Raw genomic sequence first — 19,349 nt, forward strand, 5'->3', positions numbered from 1 at the left:
TGCGGTATTGAAATTTTGTCGGCGTATACCGCCAAATTTTCAAGATAGACGCCTATGACGAGCGCTTCCTGTCGTCATCGGTCGTCACCTGCGGTGTCTGAAAATTCGCCGGAGGATGCCGTCCAATTTTTCAAGATAGCCTGAACGTGATATGATGAGGATGGCGGAGTTTTTGGCTGAAAGGTAGGGATCGGTTTGAATATTGCGTTTTTTCTCGTGCCTAAAGAGGAAGTCATTTATTTATCGCCCAATCATACGATCCGGCAAGCGTTGGAAAGAATGGAGTATCACCGTTTTTCCGCGGTTCCGCTGATTGACGAGGACGGACGATATGCCGGAACGATTACGGAAGGGGATCTGCTGTGGAAGCTGAAGCGCTCGCCCGAGATCGGTTTCGAGAACGCTCACAAAGTCCGCCTCAGCGACGTTCCGCAGCATTGGTGCATCAAACCGGTACGCATCGACCAGCAGGTCCAGGACCTGATTACGCTGGCGGTGAATCAAAATTATGTTCCCGTGATTGACGATAACGAAGTATTTATTGGCATTATAAGACGGAGGGAGATTATCGAGTACTGCTTCAAGCTGTGGCAGTCGGAGCAGAAGCTGTCGGAACAAAAAGCATGATATTGTGGTATAATTAACTAAATGGGCAGATATCAGCTACACTTTCGGAAGGAGATGCGGCTTTGGCGAACACGGACAGGGAGATGGACCTGGCCAAGCGCGCGAAAATTATCGAGTGGCTCAAGACCGAGCTGGTCGACCAAATGGCTCATTTGCTGAAGGGAATATGGGAAGGAAGTCAGCATAAGATTATCGACGGTTTGGCCAGTCTCATATCCTGCTGCTACATTCTGGGGCGCCGTTTGGGAATTTCGCTGCGCAGCCTGGATGAGGCGGTGCTCGATAAGATGAGAAAGCATCGCCAGGAAGGACATCAGCTCGAGGACTGGTACGGGGACATCTCCGCTTTGGAGGAACATTTGCGTAAGAGGTGAACGGTTTGTCGACTCAGAGGTCGCGTATGCTCGGCTGGAGCATAGTATATGTATTCTTGCTATTGTCCGTACTTTTGCCGCCGTTCAACCTGCTTACAGTCAGCCTGATTATGGTGCCGGTCACGGTAATGTACGTCAAGCTCGATACAAAGCGTTTTTTTCTGCATTATGCGGCAAGTTTGGCTGTAGTGTATGTGCTGTCATCGCTGCTGTTCGCCGGATGGGTCGGCGCGCTGCTGATGTCGGTATCGCTGTTCTTTCTTCCGCCTGTCATTCAGATGGGCAATCTATATAAGAAACGGGCCGCGGCAAGATCGGTATTGACCATCGGGACGATCACACTGCTTGGCGAGCTGCTTCTGAGCCTTGTCGTCAGCCAGCTGCTCGGTTTGCAGCCGGTCCCCAGAATCCAGCAGTTTATGCTGGAGAGCATGAACACGGTGCCGCCGGAGCTGCAGGCGATGCTGCCCGTCGACAAGGAACTGCTGCTATCGATGATGGTGAAGATGCTTCCGGTATATATGATCGGCTTCTCGCTGTTTTATGTCGTCGTGTCGCATTGGCTGGCGAGGAAGGTGCTCGTCCGCTCGGGCGAATCCATTCCGGCCTTCAAGCCGATCAAGGATTGGAAGCTGCCGAGATCGTTCGTCTGGATCTATCTGGTGACGCTGCTGCTTGATATGTTCGTCAGAGACATCACGTCGGTCGTCTTCTCTATTGTTTGGAATTTGCTGCCGATCTTGACGGTCGCTTTTGCGCTGCAGGCCATTTCATTCCTCTTCTATGTGGCGTACGCGAACCGCTGGAACAAAACGCTGCCTGTGGCAGGCATCATCGTGCTGCTGATTTTCCCGCCGGCTTTCTTCTTGTTCAGCCTGCTCGGGGTATTCGATGTGGCGTTTCCGATCCGCGAACGTTTGAACCGCAAATAACATAACGGTGTAGGAGCGAGTGAAATGCCGAAGTTCCTGTTAAAGCGTTGGCATGGCATGCACAATGTGTGGACGTTTGCATTGCTGCTGGCGCTCATCATCATCTTGTTCTGGTATCAGTGGGCTGTAGGGCTGATCGCGCTGCTATTAGCCGGAGTATTGGGGTACTTTACGCTGGCGGCGGAACAGGCATTCCGCAAAGATTTGAACGAATACGTCTCCACGCTGTCGCATCGGGTCAAACGGGCGAGCAGCGAGGTGATTCACGAGCTGCCGCTGGGGATCGTCCTGTATAACGAGGAGAAGGTTGTCGAGTGGCATAACCCGTTCGTCGGCAAAATATTGGATAGGGATTCAGTCATCGGTGAGCCTCTGTACGAGCTGCTGCCCGCTCTCAAATCGCGCAAGGACAAAGAGACGAAGATCGAGCTGGAGATCGGCAAGCGGTTGTATGAGGTGCAGGTTCAGCCGGACGAGCGGCTCTTGTATATAACGGATATTACCGATTATACGGCGCTGGCGCGCAAATACGAGGAAGAGAAGCTGGCCGTCGGCATCGTCATGATGGATAACCTGGACGAAGTGTCGCAGGGGATGGACGATCAGACGCGCAGCATTATGATGGCGAAGGTTACGGGCGAAATTACCGAATGGGCGCAGAAGTACAATTTGTTCCTGCGCCGCACTGCCTCCGACCGCTATCTGGTCTTGATGAATCAGACGGCGCTCAAGGCGCTGGAGCAGTCGCGGTTCGAAATCCTCGACGAAGTGCGCGACATTACGATCGAGCAAAAGCTGCCGCTGACGCTCAGCATCGGGGTCGCCTCCGGCTCGTCCTCGCTGAACGAGCTTGGCCACTGGGCGCAGACGAGCCTGGACATGGCGCTGGGCCGCGGCGGCGACCAGGCGGCCTTGCGGGTGGGCGAGAAGCTGACGTTCTACGGCGGCCGCAGCAATGCGGTAGAGAAGCGAACGAGAGTCCGGGCGAGGGTCATCTCCCATGCGCTGCGGGATTTGATCCGCGATAGCGAGAAAGTCATCATCATGGGCCATAAGGTGCCGGATATGGACGCGATCGGCGCTGCGATCGGCGTGCTTAAGATGGTGCATATCAGCGGCAAGGAAGGCTACATTGTCCTGGAGGGCATCAATCCGTCGATCAAGAAGCTGATGGACGCTATCTACGAGGACGAGAAGCTGAACCGCTGGTTCATCACTCCGGAGCAGGCGATGCAGATCACGAGCGCACGCTCGTTGTCGGTTGTGGTCGACACGCACAAGGCTTCGATGGTGGCGGAACCGAAGCTGCTGCAGCTCACCCAGCGCAAATTCATCGTCGACCATCACCGGCGCAGCGAGGAGTTCATTCAGGACGCTACGCTCGTCTATATGGAGCCTTATGCTTCTTCGACGTGCGAGCTGGTGACGGAGCTGCTGCAATATTTTCACGACCGTCTGGCGATGGACGTTATGGAGGCGACGGCGCTGCTTGCCGGGATCGTCGTCGACACGAAGAGCTTCAGCCTGCGAACCGGCGCGAGAACGTTCGAGGCCGCTTCGTTCCTGCGGCGCAGCGGCGCGGATACATCGCTCATTCAGCAGTTGCTGAAGGAGGATCTGGAGGCGTCGGTGCAGAAGGCGGAGATCATTCGCAACGTCAGCGTCATCTACGATCATATCGCCCTGGCCGTCGCACCGCCAGGACGCAAATATTCTCAGTTGATCATTGCCCAGGTTGCTGATACATTGTTATCAATGACCAATATTTTGGCTTCGTTCGTTATCAGCGAACGCCCGGACGGGTTGATCGGCATCAGCGCTCGCTCGCTCGGCCAAATGAACGTGCAGATCGTCATGGAGCGGATGGGAGGCGGAGGGCACTTGACCAACGCCGCGACTCAGTTGGAAGGCTCGGTGTCGGAGGCGACGCAGAGACTGAAGCACATTTTGAACGAGATTCATGCGGAGGAGGGGCTGTTCGAATGAAAGTGATTTTTTTGCAGGATGTGAAGGGCCAAGGAAAAAAAGGGGAAGTCAAGGACGTTTCCGAAGGCTATGCGAATAACTTTTTGTTTCCGAGAAAAATGGCCGCCCCGGCGAGCGAAGGCGCGATGAAGGTGCTGGAGCAGCAGAAGAAGGCGGAGGACAAGCGCAAGGCGCAGGAGAAAGCCGACGCGGAAGCGCTCGGCCGCAAGCTGGCGGAGACGACGGTTACGATCAAGGCGAAATCCGGAGCAGACGGAAGGCTGTTCGGCGCCGTATCGAGCAAGCAGGTGGCTGAGGCGCTGGACAAGGCGGGCCTGAAGGTCGACAAGCGGAAGCTGGTCATGGATGAGCCGATCCGCACGCTCGGCTTCACTGAGGTGGCCGTCAAGCTGCATCCGGAAGTGACGAGCAGGATCCGGGTGCAGGTCGTTGAAGAATAAAAGGCAAGGTTGACCGGGAGCCGGCGGATTCTATCGATTCGCCGGCTTCCTCGGCTTCCCGGACTTCGTGGAAACGGCATAGGGGGAGGAGAGAGCATTGAACGAGCAGATGCTGCTGGAGAATCGCATTCCTCCGCAGAACCTGGAGGCTGAGCAGGCGGTGCTCGGCGCGATCTTGCTGGACGGCGACGCGCTGGTGACGGCGATGGAGAGAATCAACAGCGACGATTTCTATCGAACGGCCCACCAGCTCATTTTCGAAGCGATGATCGAGATTGCGGAGGAGAACGAGCCGGTCGATCTGATTACGCTCACGGCAAGGCTGCAGGACAAGCAGCAGCTGGAGGACGTCGGGGGCCTCAGCTATTTGTCGGAGCTGGCCAACGCCGTTCCGACGGCGGCCAATATCGACTATTACGCACAGATCGTCGAGGAGAAATCGATGCTGCGCCGGCTTATTCGCGCGGCGACGCAGATCGTATCGAACGGCTATAGCGGCGGGGAAGAAGTCGGTCAGCTGCTAAGCGATGCCGAGCAGCGGATTCAGGAAATTTCGCAGCGCCGGTCGGGCAGCGGCTTCGTCGCCATCCGCGACGTGCTGATGGACGTGTTCGAGAAGGTCGAATTTTTGTACACGAACAAAGGAAGCTCGACCGGCATCAAATCGGGATTCCACGATTTGGACAAAATGACGTCCGGATTCCAGCGCTCCGACCTGATTATCGTCGCGGCCCGTCCGTCTGTCGGCAAGACGGCCTTCTCCCTCAATATCGCCCAAAATGTCGGCGTGCGGGAGAAGGAAACGGTCGCCATCTTCAGCCTGGAGATGGGGGCTGCCCAGCTTGTGCAGCGGATGATTTGCGCCGAGGCCAACGTCGATGCGGGGCGGCTTCGTACCGGCTTTCTCGAGCCGGACGATTGGGAGAAGCTGACGATGGCCATCGGATCGCTCTCGGAAGCGAATATCTACATCGACGATTCCCCTTCGGTGACGGTGGCTGATATCCGGGCGAAATGCCGCCGGCTGCAGAAGGAGAAGGGGCTCGGCATGATCCTTATCGACTACCTGCAGCTGATCCAAGGCCGCGGCCGCGGCGATAACCGGCAGCAGGAGGTATCGGAAATCTCGCGGACGCTGAAGCAGATTGCGCGCGAGCTGAACGTCCCGGTCATCGCGCTCTCCCAGCTCAGCCGCGGCGTCGAGCAGCGGCAAGACAAGCGGCCGATGATGTCCGACCTCCGGGAGTCCGGCTCGATCGAGCAGGACGCCGATATCGTGGCGTTCCTGTACCGGGACGACTATTATAATCAGGATACGGAGAAAAAAAATATTATCGAGATCATCATTGCCAAGCAGCGGAACGGTCCGGTCGGCACCGTCGAGCTGGCGTTCCTGAAAAATTACAATAAATTCGTCAGCCTGTCGCATCAGCAGGAGCCGCCGGGAGCGTAAAGCGTAAAGTGTTGCGTCGGGCGGCATTTCGGGGCGCGGATTCGTCCTTTAGCCGGCACGATTCCGAACGATGTTGTGCGCTTGCCCATAATCGTTCGCTTTTTATTGACTTTGCTGCGGCGTACTGCTAAACTAGTCATGGTGCGCTGCACCATGACGGCTAATTATGAGGTGGTTACCACCTGACGGGGGTATGAGCAGCATGTCAACGGTTGTAGTTGTCGGAACGCAATGGGGAGACGAAGGGAAAGGGAAGATCACCGACTTTTTGGCAGAGTCCGCAGAGGTCGTAGCCCGCTATCAAGGCGGCAACAATGCGGGGCACACGATTCTGATCAACGGTAAAAAGTACAAGCTGACAATGGTGCCGTCAGGCATCTTCTATTCCGATAAAGTATGCGTAATCGGCAACGGCATGGTCGTCAATCCGGGCGCATTGATCCAGGAGATCGAATACGTTCACGAGAACGGCTTTTCGACCGCTAATCTGAAGATTAGCGACCGGGCACATGTCATTATGCCATACCACCTGGTGCTGGACGGTCTGGAGGAAGAACGCAAGGGTGAGAACAAGATCGGGACGACCCGCAAAGGGATCGGACCTTGCTATATGGACAAGGCGGCCCGCAACGGCATCCGCATGGCCGATCTGATGGATGCGGAGGAGTTCGAGCGCAAGGTTCGCCATAATGTGAAGGAGAAGAATGTGCTGATCGAACAGGTATACGGCTCGAAGGGGCTGGACGCCGATTCGATCATTAAGGAATATCTCGAGTATGCGGAGAAACTGCGTCCGTACGTGACCGATACGTCCGTCGTGCTGAACGACCTGATCGACGCCGGCCGCAAAGTGCTGTTCGAAGGCGCGCAGGGCGTGATGCTCGATATCGACCAAGGGACGTATCCGTTCGTGACGTCTTCCAACCCGTCGGCTGGCGGCGTCTGTATCGGCTCGGGCGTCGGACCGAGCAAGATTCAGCAAATTATCGGCGTGGCCAAGTCGTACACGACCCGTGTCGGCGACGGTCCCTTCCCGACAGAGCTGCTGGACGAGACCGGCGACTGGATCCGCGAGCGCGGCAACGAATACGGCACAGTTACGGGCCGTCCGCGCCGCGTCGGCTGGTTCGACAGCGTCGTGGTCCGGCATGCCCGCCGCGTCAGCGGCATTACGGGACTGTCCCTGAACTCGCTGGACGTGCTGGCAGGACTGGAGACGGTCAAAATCTGCACCGCCTACAAGTACCGCGGCGAGCTGATCGAGCATTACCCGGCGAGCCTGAAGATGCTGAGCGAGTGCGAAGCGGTGTATGAGGAGCTTCCGGGCTGGAGCGAGGACCTCGGCGGCGTGCGCCGTCTGGAGGATTTGCCGGCCAATGCGCGCCGTTATGTCGAGCGCGTATCGGAGCTGACGGGCATCCCGATTGCGATCTTCTCCGTAGGACGCAACCGGGAGCAGACGAACCTGGTTCGGCCGATTTATTGATCGACAATCATTCATTACGATAACTATCCCGAGAGAACGCTGCGGCGTTCTCTTTTTTGTGCCTTTCTTCTTTCAGACACGGTTGTTTTGAGGCAAAAAGGTCAATACTGGATGGAAAAGCAGCCTTGCCCTGCTGCATGGCAAACGGGAGTGTGAGCGAAAAGATGAGATTGCTGCTGTGGTTGACCAAAACAGCCGTTACCGCCATCGTCACATCGCTGATCTGCATTGCGGCGACCTTTTACACGGTGAATACGTACGTGAACTTATTGCTCGATCAATACCATATTCAGAGACCGGCGAATGCGGGCATTAGCTGGAGCCAGTTCGTCGCCTATATGGGCAAGCAGTGGGGCGGCGCCTCCGGCACGAAGGCTTCGCTGCCCGGCGGGGGGGACGTTCCGGCCGCCGCGGCGCCGCAAAAGACAGGAGAAGGAATAGCGGATGGCCGCACAAGTACAGGCTCGGGCTCGTCCGCTCCGTCGGAGCCGACGGGAGGCACGGACACAACGGACACGCCGGGTCAGGGAACCGGTTCGGATCGGAAGCCTCCGGAGGATGCAGTCGCCGTCTGGAGCCAGCAATCCAGCGGGTCGGCGGCTGCGGCGGAGGACCAGAAGATCGTCATGACAGGCGAGGAATTCACCAAGAAGAAGAATGAGCTGACGAGGGAACAGAAGGATAAGGTGCTGAGCGTCATTTCCAGCATGCCGGCATCGGATATCCTCGCGATCTCCACGATGATGGAGGATGGGATTACTGCTGCGGAGATGAGGGAAATCGAGCAGCTGCTGAAGAAGCATTTGAAGGCGGAAGATTATGAAGAGCTGCTGTCGATCATCGAGTCGGAATAGGGCTCGGCTCTTGAATGCATGCGGGTAGAAATATATGCTTGATAACGTAAAAATAGCCCGGGCCCGCGGCCCCTCCCCAGGCACGTGGAGGCGGAAAATCCTGCAAAAAGTGCAACATTTCCCGCCTCTATTGAACTAGGATAAGGGTAAAGTTGCATTTTGTGCAACAATTTGGGGGCGGTGGGCTTCAAACCCGGGAAAATCGCTTTGAAATGTTGCACAAAAATGCAACATTGAGCCGTAAATGGGGGTGAACCCCCTGTTTTTGTTGTACAAAATACAACATTTGCTGACTCTCTTGAAAAACAGCTTTATCTACAAGCTGATTTTTCAATACCGCAGGCGACGACCAATGACGAAGAATTCGTTCGTCATAGGCGTCTATCTTGTACAGACATCGTTATTGAATGTATACGACAGTCGTATTTGATGTATCTGGATTGATCGTTTGAGATTCGATTTTACCTGCAGGACTGCCTGCAGGGGCGAATGCTATACTGTATTCGATATTTGCTGGCTGACTCAAAGAAATCTGGTATTGGCCCGGAGGAACCAAATTGCCATTCATATCTTTTTTATCCCAGTGAAGGATAGGAGATTTTCTTGCCCAAACAACTTCTGTATTGCTGCTTGGGATCATCAATTCTCCGGGAGAAGTTGGCGAAGAGATTTCCCCGCTCCAAACAAGTTCAAGTTTCTCTTCCGTAACCTTCTCAATTTTAATTTCTAGTTTAGTTTTGGTGATATCTATTATTTCCTTCCCTGTATTGAACAGTTCGGCATAAATTCCAATAAAGTCACTATTTGTTCCGGCATCGGCCTTAACGCTACCCAGTTTTAATGAAAGGGGGGAGAGGGGCAAATTTCCTGGTGGTTGTACTGCTACTAATCCCCATTGCATCGGAGCAGAATGGATGTCGATTTGCGGCAATGAACCGGTTTCAGAATTGGGCGGAGTATAATTCACAGTAGCCCCCATCTTTTCAGCAAAGGAACGAAGGGGAACATACACACTGTTATTGTAATTCAATATCGTGTTATCGTTGTCCTCAAGGGTATTTATTCTTCCCTCATGATGGAAATGAACCGTGCTTGGAAACAAAATGGCTTCAATCGTAGGACTGGAAGCAACCGCAGCAGTTGCAAAAGAGAATAAAACTCCCGATATCAAACTCATTGCCATTTTCTTCATAGCTTTCCTTCCTTTCGTATCCTCTACTCTCTACATTTAAACGTTCAGGGCTTGCAAGACGTTTTGTTGGATAAAAGAAAATTTAGGAACGGTGACAATTTTACGTTATACAGACAAGATTGCATTAAAATACGCAGAGGCAACTACACCTTTGTCAGGTCTACTTCTGTCGCAAACCTACAGCAAATGACTTTTGCCAGTCGTTGACTTCACACTCCTGCCATGTTTGTCTGTATTAAAATGTGGGAAAACATACAAAAAAGTTGAAACAGCGAAACTTTATATGGTAAAGTAAAAAAGGATTTGCGCGTTTAGAAAATGTTCATTTTAAGGTGTTTTTATAGCATCGGAGGGGAAAGATCCTGGGGATCGACCGTCCGGCGCCGCAAGACAAGCCTCCGTCTGCTTTCGAAAGCGATGAAGCCCAAGGGGCTAACGGAGAAGCATAGCGATGGAGAAGAGCATGGGAGCTTCTCGCATCAGCAGAACTTGCAAAAAACGACTTAAAAGGAGAAGACGATGAGTGGTTTGTGGGGAAAGGATCGGGTGAAGCAGCTGCTGGACAAATCCAGGCAGAAGTTCGCAGCGTGGTTTAAGCGCCAGGCAGCAAATGACGGGGAACAGACGGTAAGCGAAGAAACAACGAAGATCACATGGGTCCGCGTGAAGAACGGGATCGTTGACCATAAATGGACGTTGGCCAAAGCCGTATCCACTTGTGCATTGATCAGTGCGATGGTATGGAGCGGGCATCAGTATGTGCAGGCGCAGATGTCCGATATTTTTCATGTCTATGTCAACGGCAAGGAGATCGGCACCGTGTCGGATCCTGCCATTGTGGAGAAATATAGCGAAAGCAAGAAGCAACTATTGGCGAAGGGGCCGGACAACGTAACGATGGTTGTGGAGGAGCCCAAGGTTGAATTTATGGCTGAAAGTGCTTTCAATGCCCAAACCGACGATGAGCAGCTGCTCGCCAAGCTCGGCGGTTATTTTACGGCGTACCCGGTCGGCGTGGAGCTGTTTGTCGACGGCAAGAGCGTCGGCTTCGTGAAGGACGAGGAGACGGCGAAGACCGTGCTGCAGCAGGTCAAGGACAACGCTCTGGCGGCCATGGGCAAGAAGAAGGAGCCGGGCAAGGTGAGCGTGCTGTCCGCTGTGGCGGAGGAGACGACCCCGGTGCAGGGCGAGCTGCAGTCGATCGATTTCGTGCAGAAGGTCGAGACAAAGGAAACCAAGGTCGATCCGAAGCAGGTGCTAAACGCGGAGGATATGCGCAATAAGCTGGAGACCGGCAATGTGCAGCCGATCAAATATACGGTGCAGCAGGGGGACTGCGTGTCGTGCATCGCTCAGAAGTTCGACATCCCCAAACAGGTCATCTACCAGAACAATCCGTGGATCGAGAACGATATGATCAAAGTCGGCGAGGAGCTCGATTTGACCGTACTGAAGCCTACGCTGGCCGTGAAGACGGTGGAGAAGGTTGTCGAAACGCAGGAGATTCAATACGAAGTTGAATACCAGCTGGACGATACGATGCGGCTTGGCGAGATTGCGGTCATCTCTCCGGGCAGAAACGGGCAGAAGAGGCTGACGCTGCAGCTGACGAAGGTGAACGGACTGCTGCAGGAAGAGGTCGTGCTCAGCGAGGAGATCGTGCAGCAGCCGGTGAAGGAAGTCGCCAAGAAAGGCACGAAGGTCGTCCTGGGCGAAGGCACCGGGAAATTCGCTTGGCCTGTCTCTTCGTACAAAATTACAAGCACGTTCGGCACCCGCTGGGGAGCGTTCCACAAGGGAGTCGACTTGACGGGGAACCGGGAGATTAAAGCTTCGGATAACGGCAAGGTGATTTTTGCCGGCAAGAAGGACGGGTACGGCAATACGATCATTCTCGATCACTTGAACGGGTACCGTACGCTGTACGGCCATATGAGCAAGCTGTACGTATCCGAAGGGGACATCGTCGAGAAGGGCGAGAAGATCGGTTACATGGGCAGCACGGGCAATTCGACGGGCGTACATCTCCACTTCGAGATTCAGCGCAACGAGAAACCGGAAAACCCGCTCAAATATTTGAATCAATGACGCTTAAGGCATAACAGGCAAGACAAAACAGGGGGCATGGAAGAAGCTGGGATGAGCTTCTTTCGTGTCTCTTTTTGCATAGAGATATGATAAGATAATAAGACAAGAAACCGTGCACATGATGTAAGTCTTTGACAGGCGGTGAGGACAATGGCCAAAATATTGGTCGTCGACGACGAACAGCCGATTGCGGACATTTTGAAATTCAACCTGGAAAAGGAAGGCTACGAGGTGATTTGCGCCTACGACGGGGGCACGGCGGTCGAGCTGGCCTTCAGCGAGGAGCCGGATCTTATTCTGCTTGATCTTATGCTGCCGGTAAAGGACGGCATGGACGTCTGCCGCGAAGTGCGGTCCCGGATCAACGCGCCGATCATTATGCTGACGGCCAAGGATAACGAGATCGACAAGGTGCTCGGTCTGGAACTCGGTGCGGACGATTACGTGACGAAGCCGTTCGGCACGCGGGAACTGCTGGCGAGGGTGAAGGCGCATTTGCGCCGCTCGGCGCAGCCGCTGCGCATCGCCGCCGCCGAGACGGCAGAGGCGCGGAACGGCATCCGCATTCAGAGCCTGTTCATCGACAACGATATGTATGTCGTGTATAAGGATGGCGAGCCGCTTGACCTGACGCACCGCGAGTTCGAGCTCGTGCAGTATATGGCGAAGAACAGCGGCAAGGTCATGACCCGGGAGCATCTCTTGCAGGCGGTGTGGGGCTTCGAATATTTCGGCGATGTCCGCACAGTGGACGTCACGATCCGCAGGCTGCGGGAGAAGCTGGAGGACGACCCAAGCCGCCCCGAATACATTATTACCCGCCGCGGGCTCGGTTACATGATGCGCAATTCGCGCACAGGCTTCTAGGCGATGGTCGAGGCGATTCGCAGGATGAAGGGCGTGCGGTTTTTTCAATCGATCCAGTACAAGCTGATCATCATCTATGTCTTGATGATTCTGATCGCGATGCAGCTGATCGGCGCTTATTTTATTCTCACGCTGGAGAATTACTTCAAGAATGACTTCATCGATTCCCGGACGAAGCAGGCGCAGCTGCTGGCCGAGACGGTGGAGAAATATTTGCGCGACAACAATCAGGAGAGCAAGGACGCCGATCCGAAGAAGCTGGCGGCCGATCTGAACGAGGTGGTCAGCCTGTTCGCGATCAGCCAGTCGGAGATTCAGATCATCGACGCCAACGGCATCGTGCTGTCGACCTCCGTGGCGGGCCGCCAGTCGGTCGTCGGGCAGAAGAACATCCAGACGGAGGTCAGCCGCGCCCTGCAGGGGATCAAGGATAACCAGCGCATGTTCACCGACTATGACGGCGTCCGCAAGCTGGTGCTGGCCAAGCCGATCGGCAGCGGGGTGAAGGTATACGGAGCCGTATACATCGTCGCTTCGATGAAGGACGTCTACGATACGGTGAACCGGATCAACGGCATCTTCATCTCCGGCACGCTGTTCGCGCTGGCGCTGACCGCGCTGCTCGGCGTCATCCTGACCGGCACGATCACGAAGCCGATCCAGCAAATTACGAAGCAGGCGACGGCGGTCGCCGAAGGGCGGTTCAACGAGAAGGTGCCGGTTCACGGCAACGATGAAATCGGCCAGCTCGGCGCGACCTTCAACTTCATGACGGAGCGGCTGCGAGAGGCGTTGTCGCTCAATGAGGAGGAGCGGGAGAAGCTCGCGTCGATCCTCTCCAATATGAACGACGGCCTCATCGCGACCGACGAGCAGGGACGCGTTATCGTCATCAACCGGAGGGCGAAGCATATTTTGCAGGTGAATGAGGATACGACCTTGGGCCAGCCGCTGACGGAGGTGCTTGCCTTAAGCCCTGACGTTATCCGCCAGATGAGCGAGTCTGAAGATACGAGCGAGACGCTGCTGAAGCTCGTGCATGCGTCGGAGGACGAGCCGTTCTTCGTGCGGGCGACGTTCACCCAGATTCACAGCCATAGCAAGGAGAGCGGGACGTCGGGGACGATCGTCGTGCTGCAGGACGTAACCGATCAGGAGAAACTGGAGCAGTCGCGGCGGGAGTTCGTAGCCAACGTGTCTCACGAGCTGCGGACGCCGCTGACGACCATCAAGAGCTATCTTGAAGCGCTCGGAGACGGCGCGATGGAGGAGCCGGAGCTCGGCCAGAAATTCGTGAGCGTCGCCCGCAACGAGACGGAACGGATGATTCGGCTCGTCACGGATCTGCTGCAGCTGTCGAGGCTCGATTCGAAGCAGGCGATCATCAGCCGGGAGACGACGGATGTCGGCGATATGCTGGAGGAGGTGGCCGACCGTTTCTCCTTCCAGCTTAATCAGCAGGCGATCAAGATCGATATCGAGGTGGAGCCGGACGTTCCGGAGATTAAGCTGGATCGCGACCGGATCGATCAGGTGCTCGACAATCTGGTGTCCAATGCCATTAAATATACGCCCGAAGGGGGACATATCCGGATTGGCGCCCGGCGGACCGAGCCGGCCTTGCTGGAAATCACCATTGAGGATAACGGCATCGGCATTCCGAAGAAGGATTTGGGCCGGATCTTCGAGCGGTTCTACCGGGTGGACAAGGCCCGTTCGCGCAGCATGGGCGGCACGGGACTTGGCTTGTCGATTGCCCGGGAAATAGTCAAGGCGCACGGCGGAACGATTCAGCTGGAATCCGAATACGGGCACGGCACGAAGGTGACCTTTACGCTCCCGTACCAGCAGGAGGAGGCCGGCCAATGATCGAGAAGCTGAAAAGCGTAACGCTGGTATTTCTGGTGCTGCTCAGTTTGCTGCAGAGCTATCTGATCGCCTACAATTTTCCGAAGCTTGAACCGGTCGATCCCGAGGAGTACGTGCAGACGGATAGGCTCGGCTCCCAGGAGGTGCTGGAGGATCTGCTGTTTCCGGATCAGCTCGTGCTGCATCGCGGCGACGGCCAGCATGCGGTCTTTTACCCGAAGACAGAGACGTATGAACGGATTGTCGGCAATGTGAGGCAGCGGACGTTCGAATCGTTCCGCAAGACGAATCCGTCGCTGATGAACATCGATTGGAACGAGGTGAGGGACAAGCAGCAGGGGGTGGAAATCCGCTTCCGCGACGGTTTGCCGATGAGCGTGCTGCAGCGGGTGATGCAGTTTAAGGGCGAGCTTCCGGCGGACGACGACCTGATCACGAGAATATGGATTTTCGCGGTCGATGCGAACGAGGCGCGCACGATCCTGTTCACGGATACGGCGAGCACGGTTTATGAGGCGATGAAAGCCGATTTTACGGCCAAGGACATGGAGCGGTTCGTGCAGGAGGCGGAGCCGGGCGTGCCTTACCGGTATGCCGAGGACGATTACTACTTGCCGACCGCACCGATTACGCTCAGCAGCTACACCTTGTCGGTGACGCAGTACACGATCGATCAGTTGAAGCGGACGTTCTTCGTGGACCCTGCCGTCATCCGGAACTTGACGGAGCGCGACGGCACGGAAATATACACGGATGGCAAGCGCGGTCTGCAGCTGAAGAAGGAGCAGCGGTGGCTTACCTACTCCGACCCTGTGGCGCCGGTGGAGGACCGCATCGATGTCGAGGACAACCTGATCTCGGCGGTGCGCTTCGTCAATCAGCACGGCGGCTGGAACGGCACATACTCGGTGCAAAAGGTGCCGCAGCAGCGGCTGTTGCCGACGAATCAAGCGTTTATTTTCCGGCAGTATTACGAATCGCTGCCGATCATGAACAAGTCGTCCGAAAATATCGGATTCATCAAAATCGCGCTGCAAAAAGGCATCGTGTCCGGCTACGAGCGGTCTCTGATGATTCCGGACGAGCGCACGGCGACCCGGGAGGTGCAGCTTCCGGGCGGAGCGGAGCTGGACGAGCTGCTGAGCCGTTATCCGAAGAAGGATTCCGTGTATGCGGTGTTTCCCGCCTACCGGGCAACGGTCATGGAGCAGTCGATCGAGCTGGTGCCGGTATGGACGGTCGAGCTGCGGGACGGCACCTACGAATATTTGGAGTAAGCCGGAAATACGATGGACACCGCGCCGGAAGGGGGGCTCGTTCGCATGGATTGGGGCCGGTCGAAGACGATATTGATTTTGGCGTTTCTGCTATTGAATCTGGTGCTCGGCTATCAGTTGTTCATGAACCGGTCGGAGCTGCTCGATCTGGAGGTGAGCGCGGGCGGGGCGGCGGAGGAGATTCAGCGGCTGCTGCAGGCGAAGAACATCGAGGTGCCGGACGATCTGCCGAAAGACGTTCCGAGGCTGAAGGACATCGTGGTTCGTTTCGACGAGTCGATAACCGCGGAGCAGCCGACGGCCTTGAAAACGTCCTTCAAGTTCAATCCGCTGATCCATAAAGGGGCCGTGCGCGATGCTGTCGCACGAGCCTCCATTCCGCAGCTGGACGCGTACGAGTACGATCCGATCGTATCGACGAAGGAGACGCACGTGTTCAATCAGATGTACGGCGATCTGCCGATGTTCGAGGTGCGGCTCGAGCTGCTGGAGCAAGGCGGCCGAATCACCGCCTACCGCCAAAGGTACGCGGAAGTGCAGCCGGAGACCGGGCAGAAGGCGCAGAAGGAGCAGAAGGTCATTTCGCCGTATGTGGCATTGCGGAGCCTGATCGAGTATTACTTGCCGGAAGGCTCTGTCGTAACGAGCATCCGGCTCGGATATCACGGCCAGGAATATAATTCGCAGACGATGTACATGGTGCCTTACTGGAGAGTGTCGCTCGGCAGCGGCGAAGTGTATTTCGTGCATGCGTTCAACGGAGCCGTGGAGTAGCAGTGAGGCGACAGTCCTAAGGGCTTTCGCCAAGGAAGAGGAGCAGGAATATATGGGGATTCGTTTCAGTGTACTGGCCAGCGGCTCGACGGGCAACGCCATGGTGGTGCAGACCGAAGACGCCGCGGTCTTGATCGACGCGGGATTAAGCGCGAAGAAGGTGGAGCAGCTGCTCAAGGAGCGGGGAGTCGATGCAAAGGAGCTGGATGCGATTCTGGTTACGCACGAGCACTCCGATCATATAAAAGGCTTGGGCGCGCTATCGAGAAAATACGATTTGCCGATCTACGCCAATGAGAAGACGTGGGACGAGCTGGAGCGCCATGTCGGTGAGATCGCGGAGAGCAACCGCTGCGTGATGGACACCGGAGAAATTCGCGATTTCGGCACGCTGCAGGTGCAGTCTTACGGCATTTCGCACGATGCGGCGGAGCCGGTCGGCTACTGCTTCTATCAGGGGGAGCAGAAGCTGAGCCTGGCCACCGACCTCGGATATATGAGCTCCAGGGTGAAGGAGCAGATTCGGGACAGCGACGCGCTCGTGCTGGAATCCAACCACGACATCGAGATGCTGCGGATGGGCAAGTACCCGTGGAATATCAAGCGCAGAATTATGAGCGATACCGGGCACTTGTCCAACGAAGCGGCGGGCATCGGACTGGTCGACGTGATGACGGCCAAGACGAAGCGGGTATACCTGGCGCATCTCAGCCGCGACCATAATCTGATGGATTTGGCCAGGCTGACGGTGAATAGTATGGTAGAGGACCGGCTGGAGCCGGATGATCATCGCGCCAAACTGATGGATACGTATTTCGACCGGGCGACCGAGTGGGACGATCTCGGCGAGGAGTAAAGCCGGACGGCTAACGCCCGTTACATAACTTGAAGGCTACTGCTCCGGCAAGGAGGTGCGCGTATAAGGCGAAATGGCGGCTTCCTTATCGAGCGTTTCCGCGCGAACGGCGAGCTCCTTGGCGGTCAGCAGCCCTTTGTCGATGAGCAGCTCGATGACGGCGTTCAGGAGCAGGCCTTGCTGGTAGTGGCTTTCCTTCAGGTCGGCGAGCTTGCCGATCAGGTTTACGGCATCCAGGTGCGCCGAGATCCGGTTCGTATTCATGGAAGCATCTTCCTCTCGTATTTTCGGTTGCGATTCCGTTCTTTTGTTATTATTCTAGTCTTGCAGGGGATAAAACATTCCTGAAATTTATAAGATTACGAGAATTTCGCGTTGGGGCGGATACGTTCGTAGGTCGGCAGCGGTTTCAAACCGGATTCATTTCGGGTAAAGTTAAAGAAATGACAGGATCGGCGGGGAGAGGGGCGAACGGCGATGGGGTTGTTTGATGACGATTTTTATTCCACCAAGGTGTCGCGCAGGATTGGCTGGCGGCAGCTGATCAGTAGCCGGCGGCGTCTGCCCGGCTGGATGATGCCAGCGGCTGGAGGCGCGGCGGTGATGGCGGCGCTGTTCCTGCTGTTTGGCGGGAGCGGGTCGGACGAGGCGGCGCCGCAGGATTCCCCGGCGGTAGCGACGATGGCTCCGCTGCCGGGAGCGGACACCGCGGCCGGTCTGCCGGCGTACACCGTCGATCCGGTCGTCGCCGCGGCGGCCAAAGTATCGCCGGCGGTGGTCAGCATTCTCGGCTTGCGGCAGGAGATGGAGAACGATCCGGACGATTATCGCAGCGGCGCGGTCGGGATCGGTTCGGGCGTTATTTTTGAACGAGCCGGAGGCAAGGCGAGAATTGTAACGAACAATCACGTCGTGGAAGGCTTCACGAAGCTGGATGTCGTCACTGCGGCCGGCGACCGGCGGAAGGCGGAGCTCATCGGCCGGGATCAGATCAGCGATCTGGCCGTGCTTGAGATCGACGGCGACGGCATCGTGCAGATCGCCGAATTCGGCGATTCCGACGCGCTGAGAACGGGCGAGACGGCGATCGCGCTCGGCAATCCGCTCGGCATCGGTTACGCCCCTACGGTGACGAGGGGGATCATCAGCTACCCGAAGCGGACGATCCCGGTATCGCTCGGGCGGGGAGGCACGATCGATTGGGAGATGGAGGTCATCCAGACGGACGCAGCGATCAATCAGGGCAACAGCGGCGGCGCGCTGGTCAATCTCGAGGGGAAGGTCATCGGCATCAACACGCTCAAGGTGTCGGACATGGGCGTCGAGGGGCTCGGCTTCGCCATCCCCGTCAATCAGGCGAAGACGATCATCGATACGCTGATTAAGGAGAAGAAGGTGAAGCGGCCTTTTATCGGCATCGTCACTCAGGAGCTGCAAAGCTACGTCGGCACGGAATCGCTGAAGCTGCCGTCCGACGTCAAGCGGGGGATTATCGTGCTGGAGGCGACCGGCCCGGCGAAAGCGGCTGGCCTGAAGACGAACGACGTCATCGTGGAGCTGGACGGCCAGCCGACCGAAACGATGCTGGCGCTGCGCAAATATATCTATGGCAGCAAGCAGATCGGCGAGAAGCTGACGATCGGTTTCTATCGCGAAGGGAAGAAGCATTCGGCTGAGGTGACGCTCGAGGAGCTGAAGGAGTAGGCGAGGCGCCGGGCTCTGGCACGGAAGCGCATGGGGGGCTAAGGGGTAGCTCAGGTTACGCATCGATAGATAGACGCCGCTGACGAACGGTTGGTTCTTTGTCACTGGTCTTTACCTGCGGTTTGCGGTTCTGGATAGGACATGGGTACTCGGGGATATTGCCAAGTGTTCAGAGATAGGAGTAACGAAGAGGCTCTGGCCGATAACGGCCGGGGCCTTTCGTCTGGTTTCGGTGCGTGCTGCGGCGTGACTGGCAGGGGATGGATCAATTCGCGTCGAGTTTCATGGTTAATTTCAACATGAATTCGGAATGTAGCCTAGCCAAAATCTGAGAGATTCACGTTGTGACAAGGCATTTTCGTCATAAAAAGTTGCCAATTTTTTTGCAAAATAAACAGGACACTGCAAGCCTCTTGTCAAAGGTTAAACCACCACGAATAACCAACGAGAGGAAGTGTCCCTAGGGCGTGTTTTCAAACTATCAACTGAGGCAAATATTTGGTAAACTTATCCTATGAGAAGACGATACGAGATACGCGACGACCAATGGGAAATCATCAAATACTTGCT

Annotated in this window: 17 protein-coding genes; 15 read left to right on the forward strand and 2 right to left on the reverse strand. The window is 56.0% G+C overall.

What is annotated here, in order from left to right:
• The first annotated feature begins 195 nt into the window (after nucleotides 1-195).
• The 8 genes from F591_RS0124225 to F591_RS0124260 all read left to right on the forward strand — a co-directional run bounded on the left by F591_RS0124225 (nucleotide 196) and on the right by F591_RS0124260 (nucleotide 8,152).
• Nucleotides 196-627: a CBS domain-containing protein gene (locus tag F591_RS0124225; protein WP_019537188.1), complete on the forward strand. Its 432-nt coding sequence runs from the start codon at nucleotides 196-198 to the stop codon at nucleotides 625-627.
• Between the two features lie 83 nt (nucleotides 628-710).
• Nucleotides 711-1,001 (forward strand): MazG-like family protein, encoded by a 291-nt coding sequence (locus F591_RS0124230; protein WP_083935609.1) that lies wholly within the window; start codon nucleotides 711-713, stop codon nucleotides 999-1,001.
• 26 nt (nucleotides 1,002-1,027) lie between these two features.
• The gene (locus tag F591_RS0124235; protein WP_019537190.1) at nucleotides 1,028-1,933 is read left to right on the forward strand and encodes a DUF2232 domain-containing protein; all 906 of its coding nucleotides are present in this window, start codon (nucleotides 1,028-1,030) and stop codon (nucleotides 1,931-1,933) included.
• A 24-nt stretch (nucleotides 1,934-1,957) separates the two neighbouring features.
• Nucleotides 1,958-3,919, forward strand: a complete 1,962-nt coding sequence (locus tag F591_RS0124240; RefSeq protein WP_019537191.1) for a DHH family phosphoesterase — start codon at nucleotides 1,958-1,960, stop codon at nucleotides 3,917-3,919.
• Entirely contained in the window at nucleotides 3,916-4,359 is a 444-nt protein-coding gene (gene rplI, locus F591_RS0124245) for a 50S ribosomal protein L9 (protein ID WP_019537192.1), read from the forward strand. Before F591_RS0124240 ends, rplI begins: the two co-directional genes overlap by 4 nt.
• Before the next feature lie 109 nt (nucleotides 4,360-4,468).
• Nucleotides 4,469-5,812, forward strand: coding sequence for a replicative DNA helicase (dnaB, locus tag F591_RS0124250; RefSeq protein ID WP_083935610.1), 1,344 nt, complete (start codon nucleotides 4,469-4,471; stop codon nucleotides 5,810-5,812).
• 202 nt (nucleotides 5,813-6,014) lie between these two features.
• Complete coding sequence (locus F591_RS0124255; protein ID WP_026326867.1) at nucleotides 6,015-7,298, forward strand: adenylosuccinate synthase; 1,284 nt, start codon at nucleotides 6,015-6,017, stop codon at nucleotides 7,296-7,298.
• Nucleotides 7,299-7,462: 164 nt separating this feature from the next.
• Nucleotides 7,463-8,152 (forward strand): hypothetical protein, encoded by a 690-nt coding sequence (locus tag F591_RS0124260; RefSeq protein ID WP_019537195.1) that lies wholly within the window; start codon nucleotides 7,463-7,465, stop codon nucleotides 8,150-8,152.
• 400 nt (nucleotides 8,153-8,552) lie between these two features.
• Here F591_RS0124260 and F591_RS29800 read toward each other — a convergent pair whose 3' ends face one another.
• Nucleotides 8,553-9,344, reverse strand: a complete 792-nt coding sequence (locus tag F591_RS29800; protein ID WP_019537196.1) for a stalk domain-containing protein — start codon at nucleotides 9,342-9,344, stop codon at nucleotides 8,553-8,555.
• A gap of 519 nt (nucleotides 9,345-9,863) precedes the next feature.
• On the opposite strand from F591_RS29800, the gene F591_RS0124270 reads away from it, so the two are divergent.
• The 6 genes from F591_RS0124270 to F591_RS0124295 all read left to right on the forward strand — a co-directional run bounded on the left by F591_RS0124270 (nucleotide 9,864) and on the right by F591_RS0124295 (nucleotide 17,075).
• Nucleotides 9,864-11,432 (forward strand): peptidoglycan DD-metalloendopeptidase family protein, encoded by a 1,569-nt coding sequence (locus tag F591_RS0124270; RefSeq protein WP_026326868.1) that lies wholly within the window; start codon nucleotides 9,864-9,866, stop codon nucleotides 11,430-11,432.
• Nucleotides 11,433-11,582: 150 nt separating this feature from the next.
• The gene (gene yycF / locus F591_RS0124275; RefSeq protein WP_019537198.1) at nucleotides 11,583-12,299 is read left to right on the forward strand and encodes a response regulator YycF; all 717 of its coding nucleotides are present in this window, start codon (nucleotides 11,583-11,585) and stop codon (nucleotides 12,297-12,299) included.
• 24 nt (nucleotides 12,300-12,323) lie between these two features.
• Nucleotides 12,324-14,168: a cell wall metabolism sensor histidine kinase WalK gene (gene walK, locus F591_RS0124280; protein ID WP_019537199.1), complete on the forward strand. Its 1,845-nt coding sequence runs from the start codon at nucleotides 12,324-12,326 to the stop codon at nucleotides 14,166-14,168.
• Nucleotides 14,165-15,445, forward strand: a complete 1,281-nt coding sequence (locus F591_RS0124285; protein WP_019537200.1) for a YycH family regulatory protein — start codon at nucleotides 14,165-14,167, stop codon at nucleotides 15,443-15,445. The genes walK and F591_RS0124285 overlap by 4 nt, the downstream gene beginning before the upstream one ends.
• Before the next feature lie 12 nt (nucleotides 15,446-15,457).
• Nucleotides 15,458-16,219 (forward strand): two-component system regulatory protein YycI, encoded by a 762-nt coding sequence (gene yycI, locus F591_RS0124290; RefSeq protein ID WP_245581124.1) that lies wholly within the window; start codon nucleotides 15,458-15,460, stop codon nucleotides 16,217-16,219.
• 52 nt (nucleotides 16,220-16,271) lie between these two features.
• Entirely contained in the window at nucleotides 16,272-17,075 is an 804-nt protein-coding gene (locus F591_RS0124295; protein WP_019537202.1) for an MBL fold metallo-hydrolase, read from the forward strand.
• Between the two features lie 36 nt (nucleotides 17,076-17,111).
• On the opposite strand, the gene F591_RS0124300 is transcribed toward F591_RS0124295, so the two are convergent.
• Nucleotides 17,112-17,339, reverse strand: coding sequence for a hypothetical protein (locus F591_RS0124300; RefSeq protein ID WP_019537203.1), 228 nt, complete (start codon nucleotides 17,337-17,339; stop codon nucleotides 17,112-17,114).
• A 213-nt stretch (nucleotides 17,340-17,552) separates the two neighbouring features.
• Between F591_RS0124300 and F591_RS0124305 the strand changes: the two genes are divergently transcribed.
• The gene (locus tag F591_RS0124305) at nucleotides 17,553-18,779 is read left to right on the forward strand and encodes a S1C family serine protease (protein ID WP_019537204.1); all 1,227 of its coding nucleotides are present in this window, start codon (nucleotides 17,553-17,555) and stop codon (nucleotides 18,777-18,779) included.
• Nucleotides 18,780-19,349: the final 570 nt, after the last annotated feature.

Origin of the sequence: Paenibacillus ginsengihumi DSM 21568 (assembly GCF_000380965.1) — a bacterium.
Taxonomy (GTDB): Bacteria; Bacillota; Bacilli; order Paenibacillales; family NBRC-103111; genus Paenibacillus_G; species Paenibacillus_G ginsengihumi.